This window comes from Streptomyces rhizoryzae (assembly GCF_023155275.1).
In the GTDB taxonomy this organism is placed as follows: domain Bacteria; phylum Actinomycetota; class Actinomycetes; order Streptomycetales; family Streptomycetaceae; genus Streptomyces; species Streptomyces rhizoryzae.
This window is the reverse complement of the sequence record NZ_JALMUV010000033.1, coordinates 1-24,817: the sequence shown is the minus strand read 5'-3', so window position 1 is coordinate 24,817 and position 24,817 is coordinate 1. Positions and strand designations below refer to the sequence as shown.

The 24,817-nt window shown below is 73.3% G+C and carries 14 protein-coding genes and 1 tRNA gene; 3 read left to right on the top strand and 12 right to left on the bottom strand.

Annotated features, from left to right (window positions below; genetic code table 11):
* The first annotated feature begins 77 nt into the window (after positions 1-77).
* Positions 78-4,841, top strand: a complete 4,764-nt coding sequence (locus tag MUU72_RS23900; protein ID WP_248015436.1) for an ATP-dependent helicase — start codon at positions 78-80, stop codon at positions 4,839-4,841.
* Positions 4,842-4,905: 64 nt separating this feature from the next.
* Complete coding sequence (locus tag MUU72_RS23895; protein ID WP_248015435.1) at positions 4,906-5,721, top strand: Fpg/Nei family DNA glycosylase; 816 nt, start codon at positions 4,906-4,908, stop codon at positions 5,719-5,721.
* 261 nt (positions 5,722-5,982) lie between these two features.
* Here the strand turns inward: MUU72_RS23895 and MUU72_RS23890 are convergent, their stop codons facing one another.
* The 10 genes from MUU72_RS23890 to MUU72_RS23845 form a co-directional block, all read right to left on the bottom strand.
* Positions 5,983-6,303, bottom strand: a complete 321-nt coding sequence (locus MUU72_RS23890) for a hypothetical protein (RefSeq protein WP_248015434.1) — start codon at positions 6,301-6,303, stop codon at positions 5,983-5,985.
* Positions 6,304-6,427: 124 nt separating this feature from the next.
* Positions 6,428-6,898 (bottom strand): Dps family protein, encoded by a 471-nt coding sequence (locus MUU72_RS23885; RefSeq protein WP_248015433.1) that lies wholly within the window; start codon positions 6,896-6,898, stop codon positions 6,428-6,430.
* A gap of 227 nt (positions 6,899-7,125) precedes the next feature.
* A complete protein-coding gene (locus MUU72_RS23880; RefSeq protein ID WP_066973729.1) occupies positions 7,126-7,509 on the bottom strand; it encodes a helix-turn-helix domain-containing protein in 384 nt (127 codons plus the stop codon).
* 94 nt (positions 7,510-7,603) lie between these two features.
* Positions 7,604-8,140, bottom strand: a complete 537-nt coding sequence (locus MUU72_RS23875) for a CinA family protein (protein ID WP_248015432.1) — start codon at positions 8,138-8,140, stop codon at positions 7,604-7,606.
* Positions 8,137-8,787 carry a CDP-diacylglycerol--glycerol-3-phosphate 3-phosphatidyltransferase gene (gene pgsA, locus MUU72_RS23870; protein ID WP_248015431.1) on the bottom strand — a complete coding sequence of 217 codons (651 nt, stop codon included), beginning with the start codon at positions 8,785-8,787 and terminating at the stop codon, positions 8,137-8,139. The genes MUU72_RS23875 and pgsA overlap by 4 nt, the downstream gene beginning before the upstream one ends.
* Positions 8,784-10,301 (bottom strand): 30S ribosomal protein S12 methylthiotransferase RimO, encoded by a 1,518-nt coding sequence (rimO, locus tag MUU72_RS23865; RefSeq protein ID WP_248015430.1) that lies wholly within the window; start codon positions 10,299-10,301, stop codon positions 8,784-8,786. The genes pgsA and rimO overlap by 4 nt, the downstream gene beginning before the upstream one ends.
* Positions 10,302-10,407: 106 nt before the next feature.
* Positions 10,408-11,244, bottom strand: coding sequence for a helix-turn-helix domain-containing protein (locus MUU72_RS23860; protein WP_248015429.1), 837 nt, complete (start codon positions 11,242-11,244; stop codon positions 10,408-10,410).
* 225 nt (positions 11,245-11,469) lie between these two features.
* A complete protein-coding gene (locus MUU72_RS23855; RefSeq protein WP_248015428.1) occupies positions 11,470-14,280 on the bottom strand; it encodes a DNA translocase FtsK in 2,811 nt (936 codons plus the stop codon).
* 110 nt (positions 14,281-14,390) lie between these two features.
* Positions 14,391-15,047: a response regulator gene (locus MUU72_RS23850; RefSeq protein WP_248015427.1), complete on the bottom strand. Its 657-nt coding sequence runs from the start codon at positions 15,045-15,047 to the stop codon at positions 14,391-14,393.
* A gap of 267 nt (positions 15,048-15,314) precedes the next feature.
* Complete coding sequence (locus MUU72_RS23845; protein WP_248015426.1) at positions 15,315-20,807, bottom strand: HAMP domain-containing protein; 5,493 nt, start codon at positions 20,805-20,807, stop codon at positions 15,315-15,317.
* A gap of 259 nt (positions 20,808-21,066) precedes the next feature.
* Between MUU72_RS23845 and MUU72_RS23840 the strand changes: the two genes are divergently transcribed.
* On the top strand, positions 21,067-23,727 hold the full coding sequence (locus tag MUU72_RS23840; protein ID WP_372503248.1) for a SpoIIE family protein phosphatase: 2,661 nt from the start codon (positions 21,067-21,069) through the stop codon (positions 23,725-23,727).
* A 107-nt stretch (positions 23,728-23,834) separates the two neighbouring features.
* Here the strand turns inward: MUU72_RS23840 and MUU72_RS23835 are convergent.
* Together MUU72_RS23835 and MUU72_RS23830 are read right to left on the bottom strand one after the other, a co-directional pair.
* Positions 23,835-23,907, bottom strand: a tRNA-Thr gene (locus tag MUU72_RS23835).
* 71 nt (positions 23,908-23,978) lie between these two features.
* Complete coding sequence (locus MUU72_RS23830; protein WP_248015424.1) at positions 23,979-24,656, bottom strand: DegT/DnrJ/EryC1/StrS family aminotransferase; 678 nt, start codon at positions 24,654-24,656, stop codon at positions 23,979-23,981.
* Between the last annotated feature and the right edge of the window lie 161 nt (positions 24,657-24,817).

Here is a 24,817-nt window from a genome sequence, read left to right as displayed (position 1 = left end):
CCGCGCGGCGCCCGGCCGCCGCGGGCCGGAACCGCGGGCCGGACCGATTGTCAGTGGTCCGGTGCACGATGGGTGGCATGACCCAGGCAGCGCTCGCATCGTTCTCGCCCGCCACCCGCGGCTGGTTCGCCGGGGCGTTCAGCGCGCCCACGGCGGCGCAGGAGGGCGCCTGGCGGGCGATCGCCGCGGGGGCCGACGTGCTGGTGGTGGCGCCGACGGGGTCCGGCAAGACGCTGGCCGCCTTCCTGGCGTCGCTGGACGCGCTGGCGAGCACCCCGCCGCCCGCCGAGCCCAAGAAGCGCTGCCGGGTGCTGTACGTCTCGCCGCTGAAGGCCCTCGCGGTCGATGTGGAGCGCAATCTGCGCAGTCCGCTGACCGGCATCCGCCAGGAGGCGGTCCGCCTCGGGCTGCCGGAGCCGGACCTCCGGGTCGGCATCCGCTCCGGGGACACCCCGGCCGCCGAGCGGCGCGCCCTGGCCGCCCGCCCGCCGGACATCCTCATCACCACCCCCGAGTCGCTGTTCCTGATGCTGACGTCCTCGGCCCGGGAGGCGCTGGCCGGCGTCGAGACCGTGATCGTCGACGAGGTGCACGCGGTCGCCGGCACCAAGCGCGGCGCCCACCTGGCACTGTCCCTGGAGCGGCTGGACGAGCTGCTGGACCGCCCGGCGCGCCGGATCGGCCTGTCCGCGACGGTCCGCCCGGTGGAGGAGGTGGCCCGCTATCTGTCGCCGCGGCGCCGGGTGGAGATCGTCCAGCCGCCGTCCGGCAAGCGGTTCGACCTCGCGGTCACCGTCCCGGTGGAGGACATGGGCGAGCTCGGCGGCTCCCCCGTCCAGGAGGGCGGCACGGGCGAGAAGCCCTCCATCTGGCCGCAGGTCGAGGAGCGGATCGCCGATCTGGTCCAGGCCCACCGCTCCACGATCGTCTTCGCCAACTCCCGGCGCCTGGCCGAGCGGCTGTGCAACCGCCTCAACGAGATCGCCTACGAACGGGCCACCGGCGAGGCGCTGCCCGAGCACCACTCCCCCGCGGAGCTGATGGCCGAGGCCGGCGCCGCCCGGGGCGCGCCGCCGCTGCTGGCCCGCGCCCACCACGGCTCGGTCTCCAAGGAGCAGCGCGCCCTGGTGGAGGAGGACCTCAAGGCCGGCCGGCTGCCCGCCGTGGTCGCCACCTCCAGCCTGGAGCTGGGCATCGACATGGGCGCGGTCGATCTGGTCGTCCAGGTGGAGTCGCCGCCGTCGGTGGCCTCCGGGCTCCAGCGGGTGGGCCGGGCCGGCCACCAGGTGGGCGCGGTGTCCAAGGGCATCGTCTTCCCCAAGTACCGCGGCGATCTGGTGCAGGCCGCGGTGGTCACCGAGCGGATGCGGACGGGCGCCATCGAGGCACTGCGGGTGCCCGCCAACCCCCTGGACGTGCTCGCCCAGCAGCTGGTCGCGATGACCGCGATGGACACCTGGGACGTCGAGGAGCTGCTGGCCGTGGTCCGCCGGGCGGCCCCGTTCGCCGCGCTCCCGGAGTCCGCGTTCACCGCCGTGCTGGACATGCTCGCCGGCCGCTACCCCTCCGACGCCTTCGCCGAACTGCGCCCCCGCCTGGTGTGGGACCGCGTCGCGGGCACCGTCACCGGCCGCCCCGGCGCCCAGCGGCTGGCCGTCACCTCCGGCGGCACGATCCCCGACCGCGGCCTGTTCGGCGTCTTCCTGGCCGGCGAGAGCTCCGGCAAGGGCGGCGGGCGCCGGGTGGGCGAGCTGGACGAGGAGATGGTCTACGAGTCCCGGGTCGGCGACGTCTTCACGCTCGGCACGACGTCCTGGCGCATCGAGGACATCACCCGCGACCGCGTCCTGGTCACGCCCGCCCCCGGGGTGCCCGGCCGGCTGCCGTTCTGGAAGGGCGACCAGCTCGGCCGCCCGCTCGAACTGGGGCGCGCGCTGGGCGCGTTCCTCCGGGAGATCGGCTCGCTCGCCCCCGAGGACGCCGCCGCCCGGCTCGCCGCCGCCGGCCTCGACGACTGGGCCGTCTCCAACGTCCTCGGCTACCTCACCGAGCAGCGGCAGGCGTGCGGCCACGTCCCCGACGACCGCACCATCGTCGTCGAGCGCTTCCGGGACGAGCTGGGCGACTGGCGGGTGGTCGTGCACTCCCCCTTCGGCGCGCAGGTGCACGCCCCCTGGGCACTGGCCCTCGGCGCCCGCCTCGCCGAGCGCTACGGCCTCGACGCCCAGGTGATGCACGCCGACGACGGCATCGTGCTGCGCCTGCCGGACGCCGACCTGATGGGCCTGGACCTCCTCGACGGCGACGCGCCCTTCGGTGACGGCGCCGGCCGCGCGGCGTTCGACCCCGAGCGGTCCCCGGTGGGCGCGGCCGACGTGGTCTTCGACCACGGCGACGTCGACCAGCTGGTCACCGACCAGGTCGGTGGCTCCGCGCTGTTCGCCTCGCGCTTCCGGGAGTGCGCCGCCCGCGCCCTGCTGCTGCCCCGCCGCAGCCCCGGCAAGCGCACGCCGCTGTGGCAGCAGCGCCAGCGCGCCGCCCAACTCCTCCAGGTGGCGAGCGAGTTCGGCTCGTTCCCCATCGTGCTGGAGGCGGTCCGCGAGTGCCTCCAGGACGTCTTCGACGTCCCGGGCCTGACGGAGCTGATGGCCGACATCGAGGCCCGCCGGGTCCGCCTGGTGGAGGTCACCACGCCCGAGCCGTCCCCGTTCGCCCGCTCGCTGCTGTTCGGCTACGTCGCCCAGTTCCTCTACGAGGGCGACTCCCCGCTGGCCGAGCGCCGGGCCGCCGCGCTCTCCCTGGATTCCCGGCTGCTGGCCGAACTGCTGGGCCAGGCCGAGCTGCGCGAGCTGCTGGACGCCGAGGTGCTCGCCGAGCTGGAGCGCGAGCTCCAGTGGCGCACCGACGACCGCCGCGCCAAGGACCCCGAGGGCGTCGCCGACCTGCTGCGGCTGCTGGGGCCGCTGACCGACGCGGAGCTGGCCGAGCGCGGCGCTGAGCCGGGCTGGGCCGGGGAGCTGGCCGCGGCCCGCCGCGCCATCCGGGTGCGGATCGCCGGCGCCGAGCACTGGGCCGCCGTCGAGGACGCCGGACGCCTGCGGGACGCCCTGGGCACCGCCCTCCCTGTGGGCGTCCCCGAGTCCTTCACCGAGCCCGTCAAGGACCCGCTGGGCGATCTGCTGTCCCGCTACGCCCGCACCCACGGCCCGTTCACCGCCGAGCAGGCCGCCGCCCGCTTCGGCCTGGGCACCGCCGTCACCGACGGCGCCCTGCACCGCCTGGCCGCCGCCGGCCGACTGGTGCAGGGGGAGTTCCATCCCGAGGGCATCGGCCAGGAGTGGTGCGACGCCCAGGTGCTCCGCCGGCTGCGCCGCCGTTCGCTGGCCGCGCTGCGGGAGGAGCTGGAGCCGGTGCCGCCCGCCGCGCTGGCCGCCTTCCTGCCCCAGTGGCAGCACGTCGGCGCGCCCCGCCCGGCCGCCGCCCCCGGCGCCCCCGCACCGACGGCCCCCTCGTCGTCCGGGCTGCGCGGGATCGACGGCCTGGTGCGCGCCGTCGAGCAGCTCCAGGGCGCGCCGGTGCCGGCCTCGGCCCTGGAGAAGCTGATCCTGCCGTCCCGGGTCGCCGGCTACGCCCCGGCCCTCCTGGACGAGCTGACCGCCACCGGCGAGGTGCTGTGGGCCGGCGCCGGCGCCCTCCCCGGCAAGGACGGCTGGCTCTCCCTCCACCTCGCCGACGCGGCGCCCCTGCTGCTCCCGCCCCCGCTCCCCTTGGAGCTGTCCGCGCTGCACGAAGCGGTGCTGGCCGCCCTCGCCCCCGGCTACGGCCTCTTCTTCCGCCAGATCGCCGACCAGGTCCGCGCCACCACCCACCCGGACGCCACCGATCCGCAGCTCGCCGACGCCCTGTGGGAGCTGGCCTGGTCGGGGCGGCTGACCAACGACACGCTGGCACCGCTGCGCGCCCTGCTCGGCTCGGGCCGCACGGCCGGGGCCACCGCCCACCGCGCCCGCCGCGCCGTCCCCCGGGGCCGGTACGGCTCGCTGTCCGCGGCCGCGCGCCCCGCCGCCGGCCGCTCCGGGCCGCCGACGGTCGGCGGCCGCTGGTCCCTGCTGCCCGCCGCCGAGCCGGATCCCACCCGCCGCGCCCACGCCCTGGCCCGTACGCTCCTGGACCGGCACGGCATCGTGACCCGCGGCGCGGTCGCAGCCGAGGGGGTCACCGGCGGTTTCTCCGCCGCGTACCGCGTGCTGTCCGTCTTCGAGGAGTCCGGGCAGGCCCGCCGCGGCTACGTGGTCGAGGGGCTGGGCGCCGCCCAGTTCGCGATGGACGGCGCGGTGGACCGGCTGCGGGCGATCAACAGCCGGCGGGAGCGCGAGACCGGGAGCCCGTTCCCCGAGCCAGGCCCGTTCCCGGGCGGCGGCCCGGGGCAGCCGCGCCCCGGCGGCCCGCCGCGCGCCCTGGTCCTGGCCGCCGCCGACCCGGCCAACGCCTACGGCGCGGCGCTGGCCTGGCCCGAGCCGCCCGAGGGCGCCACCCACAAGCCGGGCCGCAAGGCCGGTTCCCTGGTCGCCCTGGTCGACGGCGAGCTGGCGCTCTACATGGAGCGCGGCGGCAGGACGCTGCTCCTGTGGCCGCTGGGCCCCGATCCCGCCGACGCCGCCGCCGACCCCCGGCTCCGCTCCGCCGTCGAGGCGCTGACCGACGCGGCCCGGGCCGGCGCCCTCGGCACGATCACCACCGAGCGCATCAACGGCACCTCCGCCCTCACCTCCCCCTACGCACCGCTCCTGGAGGCCGCGGGCTTCCACGCGACGCCCCGGGGGCTGCGGCTGCGCGGCTGACCCCGGGCACCGGCGGCGGGGCCCGCGGGCCCCGGGCCCGGCGCCACCGGTGCATGATGGCCCCATGCCCGAAGGCGACACCGTCTGGCGGCTGGCCGGCCGCCTCCACCACGCGCTGGCCGGCAGCCCGCTGACCCGCTGCGACCTGCGGGTCCCCCGGCTGGCCACGGTGGACCTGACCGGGCGCGAGGTGCTGGCGGTGGTCCCGCGCGGCAAGCACCTGCTCACCCGCTTCGAGGGCGGTCTGACCCTCCACTCCCACCTGCGGATGGACGGCGCCTGGAAGCTCTACGCCCCGACCGAGCGCTGGCGCGGCGGCCCCGCCCACCAGATCCGCGCGGTCCTCGGCACCGCCGCGCACACCGCTGTCGGCTACCGCCTCCCCGTCCTGGACCTGCTGCGCACCGCCGACGAGGACCGGGTCACCGGCCACCTCGGCCCCGATCTGCTCGGGCCCGACTGGGACCCGGACGAGGCGCTGCGCCGGCTGCTGGCCGCCCCCGGCCGCCCCCTCGGCGAGGCCCTGCTGGACCAGCGCAATCTCGCCGGGATCGGCAATGTCTTCACGTGCGAGCTGTGCTTCCTGCTCGGCGCCTCCCCCTGGCTCCCGGTCGGCGCGCTGCCCGCCCCCGAGCGCGCCCCGGCGCTCGCCAAGCGGCTCCTGGAGGCGAACAAGGACCGCCCGGCCCGGACCACCACCCCCAGCGGCCGTCCGGACCGCCGCCTGTGGGTCTACGGCCGCGCCGGCCGCCCCTGCCTGCGCTGCGGTACGCCCGTCCGCACCGCCGGCCAGGGCCCCGCCACCGAGGACCGCGTCACCTACTGGTGCCCGTCCTGCCAGCCGCCCCCGCCAACGGCCGCCACCCCACCCGCCACCTGAGCGCGCCCCCCACCCCACCCGCGCCCCGTCCATCGACCCCTACTTGACACCCCATCAGCTGCCGACGCGTCACCACCGGCCCGCCACCAAGGCTCCCGCCACCGGCCCGGCCCCCGACCCCGGGGCCACCCCCGGCCGCAACGAAACCCCGCCCCACCCCACCGAAAACACCGAAGCACCGAAGCACCGGAACTCGGGACACCGAAACACGGAGGCACGGCGACACGGAGACACGGAGACACACGATCCCGAAAGCCCCCCTCACCGCCCCCGCGTACGCCACCAGCGCCTCAGCACCACCCCGCTGCGCCGCCGCCACAGCCGGACGAACCGCCAGGCCCGTACGAGTTCCGCCGGCACCCCGGGCGCCGCCCCGCCGCGCGGCCGGCCGCCCCGGCCGGTCCACGGGACGCAGTGCACCGGCAGCAGGCTGAGCCCCCACCCGGCCGCCGCCACCGCCCCCTCGACCGGCCCGGTCGACCCCGGCGACAGGACCAGGCGGCCGAGCGCCCACCACCACAGCCCCCCGACGAGCGCCGCGGATATCCACCGCCCCGGCGCGGGTCTCGCACCCCTCGCCATGCCTGCCTCCTCGGGCCGACGCTAGACCGGGCCCGCCGCCCGGCGGCAGGGGCGCACCGGCGCACGCCCCAGCGCGTGCGGTGCGCCCCGGGAACACCGGACGGCGGGCCCGGTCAGCGGCCGGTCACCGGGACTCGGCCTGGAACATCCAGTGGTGCTTCTCCAGGTCGGCGGTGAGCCCGATGAGGAGGTCCTGGGTGACCGGGTCGGGCTGGTCGGTGGCGCTGATCCGCTCCCGCATCCGGCGGATGACCGCACCGAGCGCGTCGACCATCGTGCGGACCACGTCGCCGTCCTGGATCCAGCCCTCCGGCCCCTCGCTGATGCCGCTGGTCTTGGCGACCGTCGCGGCCCGGCCGTCCGGGGTGACCCCGATCGCCGAGGCCCGCTCGGCCACCGTGTCGGCGTGCTGGCGGGCGCTGGCGACCACTTCGTCGAGCTGGAGGTGGACGGAGCGGAAGCGCGGACCGACGACGTTCCAGTGCACCTGCTTGGCGAGCAGGGAGAGATCGACCAGGTCGACCAGGGCGCCCTGGAGGGCATTGCCGACGACGGTGCGGGCTTCATCGGAGAGCGTGCTTGTGACCACAGACATCCAGATACTCCTTTTCAGGTGCATGGAGGATATTCGGGCGAATATTCCGATTTAGCCCCATGGTACGGGCCGGGGCTCCGCTCCGGGCGGCCCGGGCCGTCCGGCCGGGCCAGCCCCCGGGCGCCGCACCGGCGGCCGGGCGGGAGCGCCCCGCGGACAGCAGGAAGCCCCGGTGGGCTGCTGCCCACCGGGGCTCCGGCTATGCACGGACCGGGAGGTCCCGGATCTCAGGCCGCGACGACATCCACGACGTCGGCCGGGGGCTTGATGGTCACACGCTCCTCCGGCACACCGGCCAGGGACGTGACGGACACCGAATTGAGCTTCGGCCGGACCGGTGCGGGCACCGTGTCGGTCGCGGCCGCGGACGCGGCCAGCTCGGCGAGCGCCAGCTCGTCGCTGACCTCCCGCATCAGCTCGGACATGCGCACATCCAGCGCGTCGCAGATCGCCGAGAGCAGCTCGGAGGACGCCTCCTTCTGGCCCCTCTCGACCTCGGACAAGTAGCCGAGCGACACCCGGGCGGAGGACGAGACCTCGCGCAGGGTGCGGCCTTGGCGCTGACGCTGTCGGCGCAGCACGTCACCCAGCAGGCGACGAAGCAGAATCATCGCTGGCTCCCTCCTCGGACCTCGGATGCGGATCCTTCTCGCCCCACCGTACCGCCTCGGGCCGCGGCCGTGCCGGGAGCGAGTACGTGTTCACTCAGGGCTGCAAACATCCATTCCCCCCGTGTTGTTCCGTATCCTGTGCCCGCTCATTTTCTGTGAGTTCGCTCAACAGAAGCTCCAGAACGGCTTGGACGGTGTCACGACGGATCCGCTCGCGGTCCCCCGCCAGCGCCAGCCGCCGGACCGCCCCCGCACCGTCCGGGCCCTGCACGGCCACGTAGACGGTGCCCACCGGCTGCCCGTCCTGCGGCTCGGGCCCGGCGACGCCCGTGGTGGCGATGCCCCAGTCGGCGCCCAGCACCCGCCGTACGCCGCGGGCCATCTGCCGCGCGACCTCGCCGTCGACCGCGCCCCGCGCGGCCAGCAGCGCACCGTCCACCCCCAGCACGTCCCGCTTGACGTCGGTGGCGTACGCGGTGACCGCACCGCGCACCACCCGCGAGGCGCCGGGTACGGCGGTCAGCGCACCGGCGACCAGCCCGCCGGTGAGCGACTCGGCCACCGCCAGGCTCTGCCGCCGCCCGGCGAGCACGTCGAGCGCCCCGGCCGCCGCAGAACCCGGCGCGCTCACCGGACCCCGCTCTCTTCCCCGCGCGCGGCCCGCTCCCGGGCCAGCCCGGCCCGGCGCAGCACCACGGCCTGCCGGACGTAGTCCAGCCCGGTCGCCACGGTCAGCGCGACCGCCACCGCCATCACCCACCAGCGGAAGGTGGCCAGCGGTCCGGACAGCACCAGCACGTACATGCCCACGGCGGTGCCCTGCGCCAATGTCTTGATCTTGCCGCCGCGACTGGCCGGAATCACTCCGTGCTTGATCACCCAGAAGCGCATCAGCGTGATCCCCAGCTCCCGGAAGAGGATCACGCCGGTGACCCACCAGGACAGATCCCCGAGCACCGACAGGCAGATCAGCGCGGCGCCCATGATCGCCTTGTCCGCGATCGGATCGGCGATCTTGCCGAAGTCGGTGACCAGGTTGTACGTACGGGCCAGGTGCCCGTCGAAGACATCGGTGATCATGGCGATGGCGAAGGCCGCCCAGGCGAACGACCGCCAGGCCGGGTTCGTCCCGCCGTCGTGCATCAGCAGCAGCACGAACGCCGGCACGAGCAGCAGCCGCAGCATCGTCAGGACGTTGGCGATGTTCCACAGCCCGGCCTGCCGGACGGCCGGCGCGGTGCGCGGCCCCCCGGCGGCGGAAGCCGAGGCTCCGCTCATCTGCCCGCCTCCTCGCTACACCCCGTACCGACCACCGACAGCACCTCCGCCACGAGGTCCACGCCCTCGCTCGCGACGACCTTTGCTTCGACCATACGACCGGGCCGCAGGTCCCGGCCGCTCGTGAGGAGCGTGACCCCGTCGGTCTCCGGCGCCTGGTGCGCGGCCCGCCCGACGATGCCGTCGTCCTCGTCGTCGACCCGGTCCACCAGCACCCGGACCGTCTCCCCGACCCGCTCGGCCGCCCGCTGCGCGGTCAGCTCCTCGGCCAGCCGGGACACCCGGTCCAGCCGCTCGGCGACCACCTCCGGGTCGAGCTTGCCGTCGTAGCCGGCCGCCTCGGTGCCCTCTTCGTCGGAGTACCCGAAAACGCCGATGGCATCCAGGCGGGCCTCGTTCAGGAACCGCTCCAGCTCCGCCAGGTCGCTCTCGGACTCCCCGGGGAAGCCCACGATGAAGTTGGAGCGCGCCCCGGCTTCCGGGGCCTTCGTCCGGATCGTCTCCAGCAGCTCCAGGAAGCGGTCGGTGTCGCCGAACCGCCGCATCGCACGCAGCACGCCCGGCGCCGAGTGCTGGAAGGACAGGTCGAAGTAGGGCGCGACCTTGTCCGTACCGGTCAGCACGTCGATCAGACCGGGCCGCATCTCGGCGGGCTGGAGGTAGCTGACCCGGATCCGCTCGATGCCGTCCACCGCGGCCAGCTCCGGCAGCAGCGTCTCCAGCAGCCGGATGTCGCCGAGGTCCTTGCCGTAGGAGGTGTTGTTCTCGGAGACCAGCATCACCTCCTTGACGCCCTGCTCGGCCAGCCAGCGGGTCTCGGCCAGCACGTCGGAGGGGCGGCGGGAGATGAACGAGCCTCGGAAGGAGGGGATGGCGCAGAACGAGCAGCGCCGGTCGCAGCCGGAGGCCAGCTTCACCGAGGCGACCGGCTCGCTGCCCAGCCGGCGGCGCAGCGGCGCCCGCGGCCCGGAGGCCGGCGCGACACCTTCGGGCAGGTCCTGCGGCGCGGGCGCCGGCTCGGCGGCGGTCTGCGCGTGGCCGGGCAGCGCGACCCCGGCGGCGTCCTGCCGCTCGGCCGGGCTGATCGGCAGCAGCTTGCGGCGGTCGCGCGGGGTGTGCGAGGCGTGGATGCCGCCGCTGAGGATGGTCTGGAGCCGGTCGGAGATGTCGGCGTAGTCGTCGAAACCGAGCACGCCGTCCGCCTCCGGCAGCGCCTCGGCCAGCTCCTTGCCGTAGCGCTCGGCCATGCAGCCGACGGCGACCACGGCCTGGGTCCGGCCGCCGCCCTCCTTGGCCGCGGCCTTGAGATCGTTGGCCTCCAGCAGGGCGTCGACGGAGTCCTTCTTGGCGGCCTCGACGAAACCGCAGGTGTTGACGACGGCCACATCCGCGTCGGCGGCGTCCTCGACGAGCTCCCAGCCGTCCGCTGCCAAGCGGCCTGCGAGCTCCTCCGAGTCCACCTCGTTACGGGCGCAGCCAAGGGTGACAAGGGCGACGGTACGGCGTTCGGGCATGGGGCTCAGCCTACTTCGTCCCGGACACCCCCACGGCGCGCAGGTCGGTGCCGCCCGCTCCGGGACGTCCCGGGGCGGGCGGCACCGACCTGCGGGGCGGCGGGCCTCAGCCCGCCTGCGGGTCTCCCGGCGTGTAGCTCAGCCGCTCCACCGTGCCCTCGTCGCCGACCTTCTTGACCTCCTTGCCGTTGACGTACAGCTGTACGGCCCCGGCGTTGCCCACGACGAGATCGATCCGCTTCTTGTCGGTGAACGTCTTCGACTCCCCCTGCTTGAGCAGCCCGTCCTGGAGGAGCTTGCCGCTGGCGTCCTTGGCGGAGATCCAGCTCTGCCCGTCCTTGGCGGTCACCTTGATCGTGACCTTGTCCTTGGGCAGTCCGGCGATGGCGCTGTCGGAGGGGGCCGGCTGCGGAGGCTGGGGGGCGCGCGGATGGATGGTGCGGGCCGGTCCCGGCTTGTCGGCCTTGGCGGTGTCGGCGGCGATCGGGCCGCCCTGGTGCTTGCCGCCGCTGCTGAAGAAGGTGAAACCGGCGAAGCCGACGACCGCGACGATCGCCGCGACCATCGCGGCGGTCCAGTTGGGGCGGCGCGGTTCCGGCCGGATCCGCTCCGCCTCGAAGAGCGGCGCGGCCACCGTCGGGGTGGGCCGGCCGCCGTGCTCGGCGTCGTAGCGCTCGACCAGGGGCCGGGGGTCGAGGGAGACGGCGCGGGCGAGCGCTCTGATGTGTCCGCGCGCGTAGACGTCGCCGCCGCAGCGCGAGAAGTCGTCCTGTTCGATCGCGTGCACGATGGGGATCCGCACCCGCGTCGCCGTACTGACCTCTTCGACGGTCAGTCCCGCGCCGATGCGGGCCTGCTGGAGGACGCGGCCGAGCGAGGGCCGCTCCGGACCGGGGGAAGACCGGTCCTCTTCGGGGGAGTTGGGGGAGTTGCCGATGGACACGGGGGCGCCTTTCGAGCGTGTAGCCACCTGCTGGAAGTTCAGTCTAGGGGTGTTGCGAAAGGGTCGGGCAAGCGGGAGAGCCGGGTTTGTACGCCATCAGAACGCCCCGCGGCGGTGCCCCGGGGCCGGAGGGCGGCAGCGCCCTCCCCCGCTTCCCTCAACTTGACGTGCCGCCAAGGAAAACGGTTGCCTTCCCGCACGGACGAGGGGGCCCGTACGTGCGAGCTACTGGGTAGCCTCCCCCCGGATCACCGCGAGCACTCCGTCCAATTCGTCCGGCTTCACCAGCACGTCGCGCGCCTTGGAGCCCTCGCTCGGCCCGACGATGTTCCGCGACTCCATCAGGTCCATCAGCCGGCCGGCCTTGGCGAACCCCACCCGCAGCTTCCGCTGGAGCATCGACGTCGACCCGAACTGGGTCGAGACCACCAGCTCGGCCGCCTGGCACAGCAGGTCCAGGTCGTCGCCGATGTCCTCGTCGATCTCCTTCTTCTTCGCGGTGCCGACGGTGACGTCGTCCCGGAAGACCGGGGTCATCTGGTCCTTGCAGTGCCGGACGACGGCGGCCACCTCGTCCTCGGTGACGAACGCGCCCTGCATCCGGACCGGCTTGTTCGCCCCCATCGGCAGGAACAGCCCGTCGCCCTTGCCGATCAGCTTCTCGGCGCCCGGCTGGTCCAGGATGACCCGGCTGTCGGCCAGCGAGGAGGTCGCGAACGCCAGCCGGGACGGCACGTTCGCCTTGATCAGGCCGGTGACCACGTCGACCGAGGGCCGCTGGGTCGCCAGCACCAGGTGGATGCCGGCGGCGCGGGCCAGCTGCGTGATCCGGACGATGGCGTCCTCGACGTCCCGCGGCGCCACCATCATCAGGTCCGCCAGCTCGTCGACGATCACCAGCAGGTACGGGTACGGCGCCAGCTCCCGCTCACTGCCCTCGGGGGTCTTCAGCTTGCCGGAGCGGACCGCCGCGTTGAAGTCGTCGATGTGGCGGTAGCCGAACGCCGCGAGGTCGTCGTAGCGCAGGTCCATCTCGCGCACCACCCACTGGAGCGCCTCGGCGGCCCGCTTGGGGTTGGTGATGATCGGCGTGATCAGGTGCGGGATGCCCTCGTAGGCGGTCAGCTCCACCCGCTTGGGGTCGACCAGCACCATCCGGACGTCCTCGGGCGTGGCCCGCATCATGATCGAGGTGATCAGGCAGTTGATGCAGGACGACTTGCCGGAGCCGGTGGCACCGGCCACCAGGATGTGCGGCATCTTCGCCATGTTCGCCATCACGTAGCCGCCCTCGACGTCCTTGCCGAGCGCGACCAGCATCGGATGGTCGTCCTCCGCGGCGTCCGCCAGCCGCAGCACGTCGCCGACGTTGACCATCTCGCGGTCGGTGTTGGGGATCTCGATGCCGACCGCGGACTTGCCCGGGATCGGCGAGATGATCCGCACGTCCGGCGAGGCCACCGCGTACGCGATGTTCTTGGCCAGCGCGGTGATCTTCTCGACCTTCACCGCGGGGCCCAGCTCGATCTCGTAGCGGGTGACCGTCGGGCCGCGGGTGAAGCCGGTGACCGCGGCGTCCACCTTGAACTCGGTGAAGACGTTGGTCAGCGCGTGCACTATGGCGTCGTTGGCGGCGCTGCGGGACTTGCCCGGGCCGCCGCGGGTCAGCAGGTCCAACGACGGCAGCGCGTAGGTGATGTCGCCGGCGAGCTGGAGCTGCTCGGCGCGCTGCGGCAGCTCGCCGGACGGCTCCGGCGCCGCCTTGGTGAGGTCGGGCACCGCGCGCTTGGTGAGGTCCGGCACCGGCCCGGACCCGGCGGCCTTCCCGGGCCCCTGCTCCGCGGGCGGCTCCGCGCCCCGGGCCGGCGGCACCGATGTGCTGTCCGCCCCGGGGTCCGTCCCGGGGTCCGCACCGCGCTCCCGGCGCTCCCCGGCGACCGCGCCGCTCAGCTCGGCGACCACCGGTGAGGGCTGGACGCCGTGCAGCACCGCGCCGTCCAGCGCGGCGGCGGCCGCGGCGGCCACGTCCACCGCATCCATCGGCCGGTCGGCGCCCTGGCCGGCGGCCCGGCGCGGCCGGCGCCGCTTGCCGAGCGCGGCCTCCTCCAGCGCGTCCGGGTCGTCCGGCGGCGGTGCCGCGGCGCGCCGCGGCCGGCGGGCCGGCTCCTCGCGCCACTCCGCGCCGTACGCCGCCTCGTCGTCGTACGGGTCGGGGTCCGCGGTCTCCAGGATGCCCAGCCGCGCGCCGAGCGCCCGCAGCCGCTGCGGGATGGCGTTCACCGGCGTCGCGGTCACCACCAGCAGCCCGAAGACGGTCAGCAGCACCAGCAGCGCCACCGCCAGGGTCTGCCCGACGGTGAAGATCAGCGGTTTGGAGACCGCCCAGCCGACATAGCCGCCGGCGTCCTGTATGGCGGCGAGCCCGTCCCCGCGCCCCGGGGAGCCGCAGGCCATCGCCACCTGCCCGAGCACGCCGATCACCAGCGCGGACAGCCCGATGATGATCCGGCCGTTGGCCTCCGGCCGCTCCGGGTGCCGGATCAGCCGGACCGCGATCCCGCCGAGCAGGATCGGCACGACCAGGTCCAGCCGCCCGAACGCGCCGGTGACCAGCAGCTCGACGAGGTTGCCGACCGGCCCGGAGAGATTGGACCAGGTGCCCGCCGCGACCACCAGCGCCAGACCGAGCAGCAGCAGCGCCAGCCCGTCCTTGCGGTGCGCCGGATCGAGGTTCTTGGCGCCGCGGCCGAAGCTGCGGAACACCGCCCCGATGGCGTGCGCGGTCCCGAGCCAGCAGGCGCGCACGAGGCGGTAGACACCCCCGGTCGGCGACGGCGCCGGCTTCGGCGCGGGCCGCTTGGCGGGCGCCTTCCTGGCCGGTGCCTGCTTCGCGGGCGCGGCCTTCCTGGCCGGCGGCCGGCGCGCGGGCGCCTTCTTGGCGGCGGTCTTCTTCGCGGCGCCCCCGGACTGTCCGGCGCGCGGCTTGGCGGGGCCCGCCGTGCGCTGGGTTCCCTTGCCGGACGTACGTGAGGCCATGCCGACGAGATTACAGGCGCCGGAGCGCACGGCACGAGCGCGCGGCGCTTCACCCATTCGTGTCGCGCGCCGGGCGCGTGAAAGGCCGTCAGACGGCCGCGGACGCCCCGTCAGGCGGTCGGCGCCCCGGCTCCCGGCTCCAGCGCGTCCAGGGCCCGCCGCAGGCCGGTGAGCTTGCGCTCCAGATGCGCGGCGGTCGCCACCGCCGCGGCGTCCGCGGACTCGTCGAGCTGTTTGGAGAGCGCCTCGGCCTGCTCCTCGACCGCGGCCAGCCGCGCCGAGAGCTCGGCGAGCAGCCCGGCGGACTCCTTGTCACCGGCGCTCTGCCGGCCGCCGTCCAGCTGGAGCCGCAGCAGCGCAGCCTGCTCGCGCAGCTGGCAGTTCTTCATGTACAGGTCGACGAAGACCGAGACCTTGGCGCGCAGCACCCACGGGTCGAACGGCTTGGAGATGTAGTCGACCGCGCCGGCCGCGTAGCCGCGGAAGGTGTGGTGCGGGCCGTGGTTGATCGCGGTGAGGAAGATGATCGGGATGTCGCGGGTGCGCTCCCGGCGCTTGATGTGCGCGGCGGTCTCGAAGCCGTCCATCCCCGGCATCTGCACATCGAGCAGAATCACCGCGAAGTCGTCGGTGAGCAGTGCTTTGAGCGCTTCCTCCCCGGACGATGCCCGCACCAGTGTCTGATCGAGCGCGGAGAGGATCGCCTCCAGCGCCAGCAGATTCTCCGGCCGGTCATCGACCAGGAGGATCTTGGCCTTCTGCACCATGGCCCGTCCTCCTCGCCCCGGCATGGAACCGGACGCCGCCCCAGGGGACGACTCCGTCACGCCGCCCGTCCTTGTGCCGGTCATGGTAGCTGCACCCCGCCTGTCGCCACACCCTGTCACCGCGATGTCACTGTGCACGTAGCGGAAACGCAGGGCGAGACGAGAAGGTTCCCCGCATCCCGCGGTCCCACACGTTCACGGCCACACTCCGTCAGCACGCGATGATCCTCTTCCACCGTCCATAGTGGACGCCCACCCGACGGTCCGTCACCTCTGGCGCATCCAGTGCTCCATCACCGACAGCAGGTGGTCGGTGTCCACCGGCTTGGTCACGTAGTCCGACGCCCCGGAGTCGATGCTCTTCTCCCGGTCGCCCTTCATGGCCTTCGCGGTCAGCGCGATGATCGGCAGCCCGGCGAACTGCGGCATCCGACGGATCGCCGCGGTCGTCGCGTACCCGTCCATCTCGGGCATCATGATGTCCATCAGGACCAGCACGATATCGTCGTGCTGCTCCAGCACCTCGATGCCCTCCCGGCCGTTCTCCGCGTACAGCACCGACAGGCCGTGCTGCTCCAGGACGCTGGTCAGCGCGAAGACGTTGCGGATGTCGTCGTCGACGATCAGCACCTTCTCGCCGTGGAAGCCGCCCTCGAAGCCGGGATCGACCAGGTCCTGGCCGTTGCCGAGCCAGGACTCCTCCGGCTGCCGGTCGGGCTGCGGCGCCGCGGCCGGCGCCGGCTGCGGCGCCCCCGCGGGCGGCTGGCCCGGCAGCGCCGGCCGCCGCGGTCCGGCGGCGACCGCCCGCCGACGGCGCCGGCTCAGCGCGCCGGCGCCCCGCTCGCGCGAGGTCTCCTCGCCCTGCTGGTCACCGTCCTCGGTCTCCCGCGCCTCGGCGTCCATCGCCAGCCCGCCGGCGACCAGCTGCGGGTAGCCCTGCGGGGGCAGCCCGCCGGGGCTGTGCGGGAGGTAGAGCGTGAACGTCGAACCGCGGTTGGGCTCGCTCTGGGCGTGGATCTCACCGCCCAGCAGCCGGGCGATCTCCCGGCTGATGGACAGGCCCAGGCCGGTGCCGCCGTACTTGCGGCTGGTCGTGCCGTCCGCCTGCTTGAACGCCTCGAAGATCACCCGCATCTTGCTGGAGGCGATGCCGATACCGGTGTCGGTCACCGAGAACGCGATCATCCCGGCGTCCGGGTCGCGCAGCGAGCCGTGCTCCAGCAGCTGCTCCCGGATGGCCACCGGCACGTCCTCGCCGGCCGGCCGGATCACCAGCTCCACCGCGCCGCTGTCGGTGAACTTCACCGCGTTGGACAGCAGGTTGCGCAGCACCTGGAGCAGCCGCTGCTCGTCGGTGTGCAGCGTCGCGGGCAGCTCCGGGGAGACCCGGACGGAGAAGTCCAGGCCCTTCTCGGCGGTCAGCGGCCGGAACGTCGCCTCGACGTAGTCGACCAGCTGCACCAGCGCGATCCGGGTCGGTGAGACGTCCATCTTGCCCGCCTCGACCTTCGACAGGTCCAGGATGTCGTTGATCAGCTGGAGCAGGTCGGAACCGGCGCCGTGGATGGTCTCGGCGAACTCCACCTGCTTCGGGGAGAGGTTCCCCTCGGCGTTGTCGGCCAGCAGCTTGGCGAGGATGAGCAGGGAGTTCAGCGGCGTCCGCAGCTCGTGCGACATGTTCGCCAGGAACTCCGACTTGTAGCGCATGGACACCGCGAGCTGCTCGGCCCGCTCCTCCAGGACCTGCCGCGCCTCCTCGATCTCGGTGTTCTTCACCTCGATGTCGCGGTTCTGCGCCCGCAGCTGCTCGGCCTTCTCCTCCAGTTCGGAGTTGGACAGCTCCAGCGCCTTCTGCCGGCTCTCCAACTCCGCCGAACGCTCCCGGAGTTGCTCGGTCAGCTCCTGCGACTGCTTCAGCAGCACCTCGGTCTTGGTGTTCACCGAGATGGTGTTGACACTGGTCGCGATCATCTCGGCGATCTGGTTGAGGAAGTCCTTCTGGATCTGGGTGAACGGCTGGAAGGACGCCAGCTCGATGACCCCGAGCACCTTGTCCTCGAACAGCACCGGCAGCACGATGACGTTGGCCGGCGGCGCCTCCCCGAGCCCCGAGGCGATCTTGAGGTAGCCGGAGGGCACGTTCTCCACCAGAATCGTGCGGCCCTCCTCGGCCGCCGTCCCGATCAGCGTCTCCCCCGGCTTGAACACCGTCGGCATCCCGCCCATCGCGTAGCCGTACGAGCCCATCAGCCGCAGCTCGTACCCGCCGTCGCCGGCCGCGCCGAGCTCCTGGTCGTCCGGGCGCGCGGCGAGGAAGAACGCGCCGTGCTGCGCGGAGACCGCGGGCGACAGCTCGCTCATGATGAGGGTCGCGACGTCCTTGAGGTCGCGGCGGCCCTGCATCAGACCGGAGATCCGGGCGAGGTTGCCCTTGAGCCAGTCCTGCTCCTCGTTGGCGAGGGTGGTCTCCCGGAGCGTGGAGATCATGGTGTTGATGTTGTCCTGGAGCTCCAGGATCTCGCCGGCCGCGTCCACGTCGATCCGGACGTTGTGGTCGCCCAGGGTCACCGCGGCGGCGACCGCGGCGATGGCGCGCACCTGCCGGGTGAGGTTCCCGGCCATCTCGTTCACCGACTCCGTCAGGTCCTTCCAGGTGCCGGCCACGCCGCGCACCTGCGCCTGACCGCCCAGCTGGCCCTCCGTACCCACCTCGCGGGCCACCCTGGTGACCTGCTCGGCGAACGACGACAGCTGGTCGACCATCGTGTTGATGGTGGTCTTCAGCGCCAGGATCTCGCCCCGCGCGTCGATGTCGATCTTCTTGGTCAGGTCGCCCTTGGCGATGGCGGTGGTGACCATGGCGATGTTGCGCACCTGGCCGGTGAGGTTGTTGGCCATGGAGTTCACCGACTCGGTGAGGTCCTTCCACGTCCCGGCGACACCGGGGACGCGGGCCTGACCGCCGAGGATGCCGTCGGTGCCCACCTCACGGGCCACCCGGGTCACCTCGTCGGCGAACGACGAGAGCGTGGTCACCATGGTGTTGACGGTGTCGGCGAGCTGCGCGACCTCGCCGCGCGCCTCGACCGTCACCTTCTTCGTCAGGTCGCCGTTGGCCACCGCCGCCGAGACCTGCGAGATGTTCCGCACCTGGATGGTCAGGTTGTTGGCCATCAGGTTGACGTTGTCGCTGAGGTCCTTCCAGATGCCGGTGACGCCCGGCACCCGCGCCTGGCCGCCGAGCTGGCCCTCCGTACCGACCTCGCGCGCCACCCGCGTCACCTGCTCCGCGAACAGCGACAGCTGGTCGACCATGGTGTTCACGGTCGTGACCAGTTCGAGGATCTCGCCCTTGGCGTCGACGGTGATCTTCTTGGACAGGTCACCGCGGGCCACCGCGGTCGTCACCTCGCCGATGTTGCGCACCTGCGAGGTCAGGTTGTTCGCCATGAAGTTGACGGACTGGGTGAGGTCCTTCCACGTCCCGCTGACGCCCTGGACCTCGGCCTGGCCGCCCAGGATGCCCTCGGTGCCGACCTCGCGGGCGACCCGGGTGACCTCCTCGGCGAACGACGAGAGCTGGTCCACCATCGTGTTGAGGGTGTTCTTCAGCTCCAGGATCTCGCCCCGGGCGTCCACGTCGATCTTCTGCGAGAGGTCACCGCGCGCCACCGCGGTCGCGACCTGGGCGATGTTGCGGACCTGCGCGGTGAGGTTGCCGGCCATGCCGTTCACCGAGTCGGTCAGGTCGCGCCAGACACCGGCGACGCCCGGCACCTGCGCCTGCCCGCCCAGCCGGCCTTCCGTACCGACCTCCCGGGCCACCCGGGTCACCTGCTCGGCGAAGGCCGAGAGCTGGTCGACCATCGTGTTGATGGTGTTCTTCAGCTCCAGGATCTCGCCGCGCGCGTCGACGTCGATCTTCTGCGACAGGTCACCGCGCGCCACCGCCGTCGTCACCTGGGCGATCTGCCGCACCTGCGACGTGAGGTTCCCCGCCATGAAGTTGACGGAGTCGGTCAGTTCCTTCCACGTCCCGCTGACGCCGTCCACCCGCGCCTGACCGCCGAGCCGGCCCTCGGTACCCACGTCCCGGGCCATCCGCGTCACCTGGTCGGCGAACGACGACAGCTGGTCCACCATGGTGTTCACGGTGTTCTTCAGCTGGAGCATCTCACCGGAGACGTCGACCGTGACCTTCTGCGACAGGTCGCCGTTGGCCACCGCCGTCGTCACCTGCGCGATGTTGCGCACCTGCCCGGTGAGGTTGCGGAACGCGGTGTTGACGGAGTCGGTGAGGTCCTTCCAGGTGCCGGCCGCGCCCGGTACGGCGGCCTGGCCGCCCAGTTCGCCCTCGACGCCGATCTCCCGCGCCACCCGGGTCACTTCGGAGCCGAACGCGGAGAGCTGGTCCACCATCGTGTTGACGGTGTTCTTCAACTCCAGCATCTCACCGGCCACATCGACGGTGACCTTCTGCGACAGATCGCCGTTGGCCACCGCCGTGGTCACCTGCGCGATGTCCCGGACCTGCCCGGTGAGGTTGCGGAAGGCGTTGTTCACCGAGTCGGTGAGGTCCTTCCACGTACCGGCCGCGCCCGGCACCTGCGCCTGCCCGCCCAGCTGCCCCTCGGCACCGACCTCGTTCGCCACCCGCGTCACCTCGTCGGCGAAGGTGCGCAGCGTCTCGGTCATGGTGTTGATGGTCTCGGCCAGCTGCGCCACCTCGCCGCGGGCGCTGACCGTCACCTTCTGCGACAGGTCGCCGTTCGCGACCGCGGTGGTGACCTGGGCGATACCGCGCACCTGCGCGGTCAGATTGCCCGCCATGAGGTTGACGGAGTCGGTCAGGTCCTTCCACACCCCGGCCACGCCGGGCACCTGCGCCTGGCCGCCCAGCTCGCCCTCGGTGCCGACCTCCCGCGCGACCCGGGTCACCTCGGAGGCGAACGAGGACAGCTGGTCCACCATCGTGTTGACGGTGTTCTTCAGCTCCAGCATCTCGCCGGCGACATGGACGGTCACCTTCCGCGACAGATCGCCCTTGGCGACGGCGGTGGTGACGAGCGCGATGTCGCGGACCTGCGCGGTCAGCCGGGACGCCATGGTGTTGACGGAGTCCGTCAGGTCCTTCCACGAACCCGACATCCCGCGCACCCGGGCCTGTCCGCCGAGCTTGCCCTCCGTACCGACCTCACTGGCCACCCGCGTGACCTCGTCGGTGAACGCGGAGAGCTGGTCCACCAGTCCGTTGACGGTCCGGCCGACCTTCAGGAACTCCCCGCGCAGGGGATGCTCCGAAGAGCTGTCCGAGCTGCGCGAGCGCAGATCCATCCGCTGCTCCAGGTCGCCCTCGGAGACCGCCGACAGCACCCGCCCGACCTCGGAGACCGGCCGCACCAGATCGTCGACCAGGGCGTTGGACGCCTCGATCGCCGCGGCCCAGGAGCCCTCGGCGGCGCCGACCTCCAGCCGCTCGGTGAGTTTTCCCTCACGTCCCACGACCCGGCGCACCCGCGCCAGCTCCCCCGTCAGATGCAGATTGCGGTCCGCGACCTCGTTGAAGACCGCCGCGATCTCCGACATCACGCCTTCGCCGGAAACCGTCAACCGCTTGCGGAAGTTTCCGTCCCGCATCGCGACGAGCGCCGCGAGCAGCCGATTCAGCGCGGCCGCATCGACCTCGGTCGTCCCGTTACCGCGGGCTCGTCCGCCTTTCGCGCGCGTGCTTGCGCCCCGCGCCGCTGCGCCAGACTCCACCGTGTCCCTCCCGCAGGGTCGACCGTTCTCACCGGGCTCTCTCTTCATGCTTGCCCAGTGTTTCACCATGGCTCAACCAGGCCATAACAGTTCGGCAGCATCGCACACCGTCCCACCGCACGATTGGGGCGAAAGACACGTGACCGGCATCCCCGGGCCCGGTGAAGGTAAGTAACCTGGCATACGGCTGTCCATCCGCTCTGCTTTCCCTACGGGCGGTGGTGCAAGCACGACAGGTATTCGGAGGGGCACCGCGACCATGGGGGAGCAGATCACCGACACACGCATGAGGAGACCAGTGATCACCGCGCGGGCCGCCGCCACCTTCGAGCCGGTCGGGCGCTCGGTCGCCACTGCCCGTGCTTTCGTCCGCGACACCCTCCAGGGCTGGGGCCACTCCGACATCGTCGACGACGCCGTGGTGCTCACCAGCGAGCTGGTCACCAATGCCGTGGTCCACGCCGGCACCGCCGCCGACGTACTGTGCCTGCGCACCGAGGGCGGCGTCCGGATCTCCGTCGCCGACCGCTACCCCGAGCGCGAGATCCCGCTCCAGAACACCGGCCAGGCCATGGTCCACCCCGACCGCGAGGGCGGCCGCGGCCTGCTGCTGTGCGGCGCGCTGGCCGCCCGCTGGGGTGTGGAGTACACCACCGACCGCAAACGCGTCTGGTTCCACCTCGACCTCCCCGACCGTCCGGCCGGCACCCGCTCGGCCGGCCCCGCCCTGCCCGTCGACGCCCTCCCGGTCACCGACACCCGGGTCCGGGTCGCGGTGATCCAGATCGACCGCGGCGGCTGCGTCACGTTCTGGAACGAGGACGCCGCCGACCTCTTCCGGTACGACCCCGAGCAGGTGATCGGCAAGCCGCTCAGCGACTTCGCCGCCTGGCCGCACACCCCCGGCACCGGCACCGGCATCGCCGAGGCGCTCCAGCTCTCCCGCTGGGAGGGGTCCTACGGCATAAGGGACGCCGAGGGCCGGGTCGTCCCCGTCTACGCCTCCCACCTGCGGGTCCGCGACGCCGGCGGCGAGGCGTCCACCGTCTGCCTCCTGGTCCGCGACCACGAGCGCGCCATCCTCCAGAGCCCCCAGCGGCCGCCCGCCACCGAGACCGCCGGCGCCCCCGAGGGCCGCCCCACCGACCCGTTCGAGGTCTTCATCGGCTCGCCGGCCCCCGACGACCTCGACGGCCTTCTCCAGCGCACCGTCGAACGCGCCCGCGACATGCTCGACGGCGACGCCGCCTACCTCCTGCTGGCCACCGACGACGAGACCGAACTGGAGGTCCGCGCCTCCACCGGCCTGCCCTCCGCCCGCCAGCGCTTCGCCCGGGTGCCCGTCGAGGCCGGCTCCGGCCGCTACGGCTCCGCCCGGATGCCCGCCGTCCACGAGGACCTCACCGCCGTCCCCGGCGCCGTCCCGCTCCTGGCCGGTACGGGCATGCGCTCGGTCGTCACCGTCCCGCTCAAGGTCGAGGGGCGGCTCACCGGCTCCCTGGGCGTGGCCGCCGAGAACCCCGGCCGCTACACCAACGAGGAGGCGCTGCGCCTCCAGTTCGCCGCCGACCGGATCGCGCTCGCCGTCGAACGGGCCCGCCTCACCGAGCTGGAGAAGCTCCGCCGCGGCTCCCTCTCCTTCCTCGTCGAAGCCTCCGACCTCCTGGCCGGCACCCTCGACCGCGACCAGACCCTGGCCCTGATGGCCCAGATGACGGTCCCCACCCTCGCCACCTGGTGCGCCGTCTACACCGTCGCCGACCAGGCGTCCGAGCCGGAGCTGTCCTACGTCCTGCACGAGGACGAGGACCGCATCGACGGCCTCAAGACCCTCCTGAAGCGGGTCGACCCACCGGAGCCCGACCCCACCCCCGGCGCCCGCGTCTGGACCGCGCCCGCCGACGCCGCGCACGACGCGGCCCTGCGCACCTCCCTGCGCAGCCTCGGCCTGGAGCAGTCCGCCCGCCCCTCCAAGGGACCGGGCGCCACGCTGGCCACCGCCGCCGCGGTCGGCGGCGAGACCGTCGTCCTGCCCCTGGTGGCCCGCAACCGCGTCATCGGCATGCTGACCCTCGGCAAGCCCACCGAGGAGCACTTCCGCCAGGAGATCCTCGAACTCGCCGAGGACCTCTCCCGCCGCGCCGCCCTGGCTTTGGACAACGCCCGCCTGTACAGCGAGCGCACCGCCATCAGCCAGTCCCTCCAGCGCAGCCTGCTGCCCCCGGAGCTGCCGGACATCCCCGGCGTCGAGGCCGAGGTCATCTACCGCGCGGCCGGCGAGGGCAACGAGGTCGGCGGCGACTTCTACGACCTCTTCCCGATCCGCGACGGCGCCTACGGCTTCGCCATCGGAGACGTCTGCGGCACGGGCCCGGAGGCCGCCGCGGTCACCGGTCTGGCCCGGCACGCGCTGCGCCTGCTCGCCCGGGAGGGCTTCGGCGGCCCCGCCGTCCTGGAGCGGCTCAACGCCGCGATCCTCGACGAGGGCGCCCGCAGCCGCTTCCTGACACTCCTTTACGGCGAACTGTGGCCCCAGGAGGACGGCAGCGCGCTCCTGAAGGTGGTCTGCGCCGGCCACCCCCTCCCGCTCCGCCTGCGGCAGAACGGCTCGGTCGAGCCCGCCGCCGAACCCCAGCCGCTGCTCGGCGTCATGGACGACCTCGAACTCTACGAGCAGACCGTCACCCTCGACCCGGGCGATGTCCTGCTCTGCGTCACCGACGGCGTCACCGAGCGCCGCGAGGGCACCCGTATGCTCGGCGACGACGGCCTCGCCGACGTCCTGACGACGTGTACGGGCCTGACGGCCGGCGCGGTCGCGGCCCGCGTCCTGCGCGCCGTGGAGCGCTTCGCCGCCGAGCCGGCCTCCGACGACATGGCCATCCTCGCCCTCCGCGTCCCCGAAGTCCCCGCCGCCTAGCCCCTCCCGGGGCGGGCGGCGGCCCCCGCCCGGCCCCTGCCCTTTCCTCCCTTTCCCCGCATACGAAAAAGTCCCCCGCCTGCTGGCGGGGGACTTTCCCTTATCTGAGCCCCAATACGGAATCGAACCGTAGACCTTCTCCTTACCATGGAGACGCTCTGCCGACTGAGCTATTGGGGCCGGCAACGAGATAAATAGTACCCCACTTCCGCGCCCTTTCCGAACCAGCCCCGCACCGGCGCCGCGTCCGCCTAGAACGCCGGCTGGAGCAAACCCCCCAGCGCATTGCAGGCCGCCGCCATCCGCTGCACCGCACGCCGCGTCATCCCAGCCTCCAGCGGCAGCGCCAGCGTCTCGTCCACCGCCCGCTCGGTCTCCGGCAGGAAGACCTCCCGCCGCAGCCCCGGCATCCGGTACACCGGCGCCTGCACCGGCACCGCACAGGCAATTCCCTTGCCGCGCAGGGCTCGTGCGAACGCGTCCCGGTCCGGCCGCCCGTTCCCCGGCACCCGCACCACATACCGCTCGTAGCGGTGCCCCGCGGCCGGCTCCGGCGTCCGTACGCCGCTCAGCCGCCCGTCGAGGTACCTGGCGTGCTCCCGCCGCAACCCGGCCTCCTCGGGCCGCGCTCCCGGCTCGTCCTCCACCAGCACCAACAGCCCGTGCCGCCGGGCCACTTCACGCAGCCGGGTCAGGTCCGCCGGCCGCCCGAAGCGGTGCACCGCCACCACCGCCGCGGTCCGCGCCGTCACCGCGTCCGCCAGCGCCTCCGGATCCAGGCAGTAGCTCCCGGGGTCCACGTCGGCGAACATCGGCAGCGCCCCCGACTCCACCACCGCCCGGGCGATGTCGGCGCTGCCGTAGGCCGGCACCACCACCTCGTCACCCGCGCGGACACCGGCCGACCTGAGCGTTCCCACTGTCCCCATGCCGCGGAGCCTGTCCAGACCAGTTGAACGTCGCGTTACGCCCAGCCCCGCGGAGACCGAACAAAAAAGCTCCGGCTCCTGAACCCGAAGATTCAGGAGCCGGAGCTCAAAAGGAGTTCGGCGGCGTCCTACTCTCCCACAGGGTCCCCCCTGCAGTACCA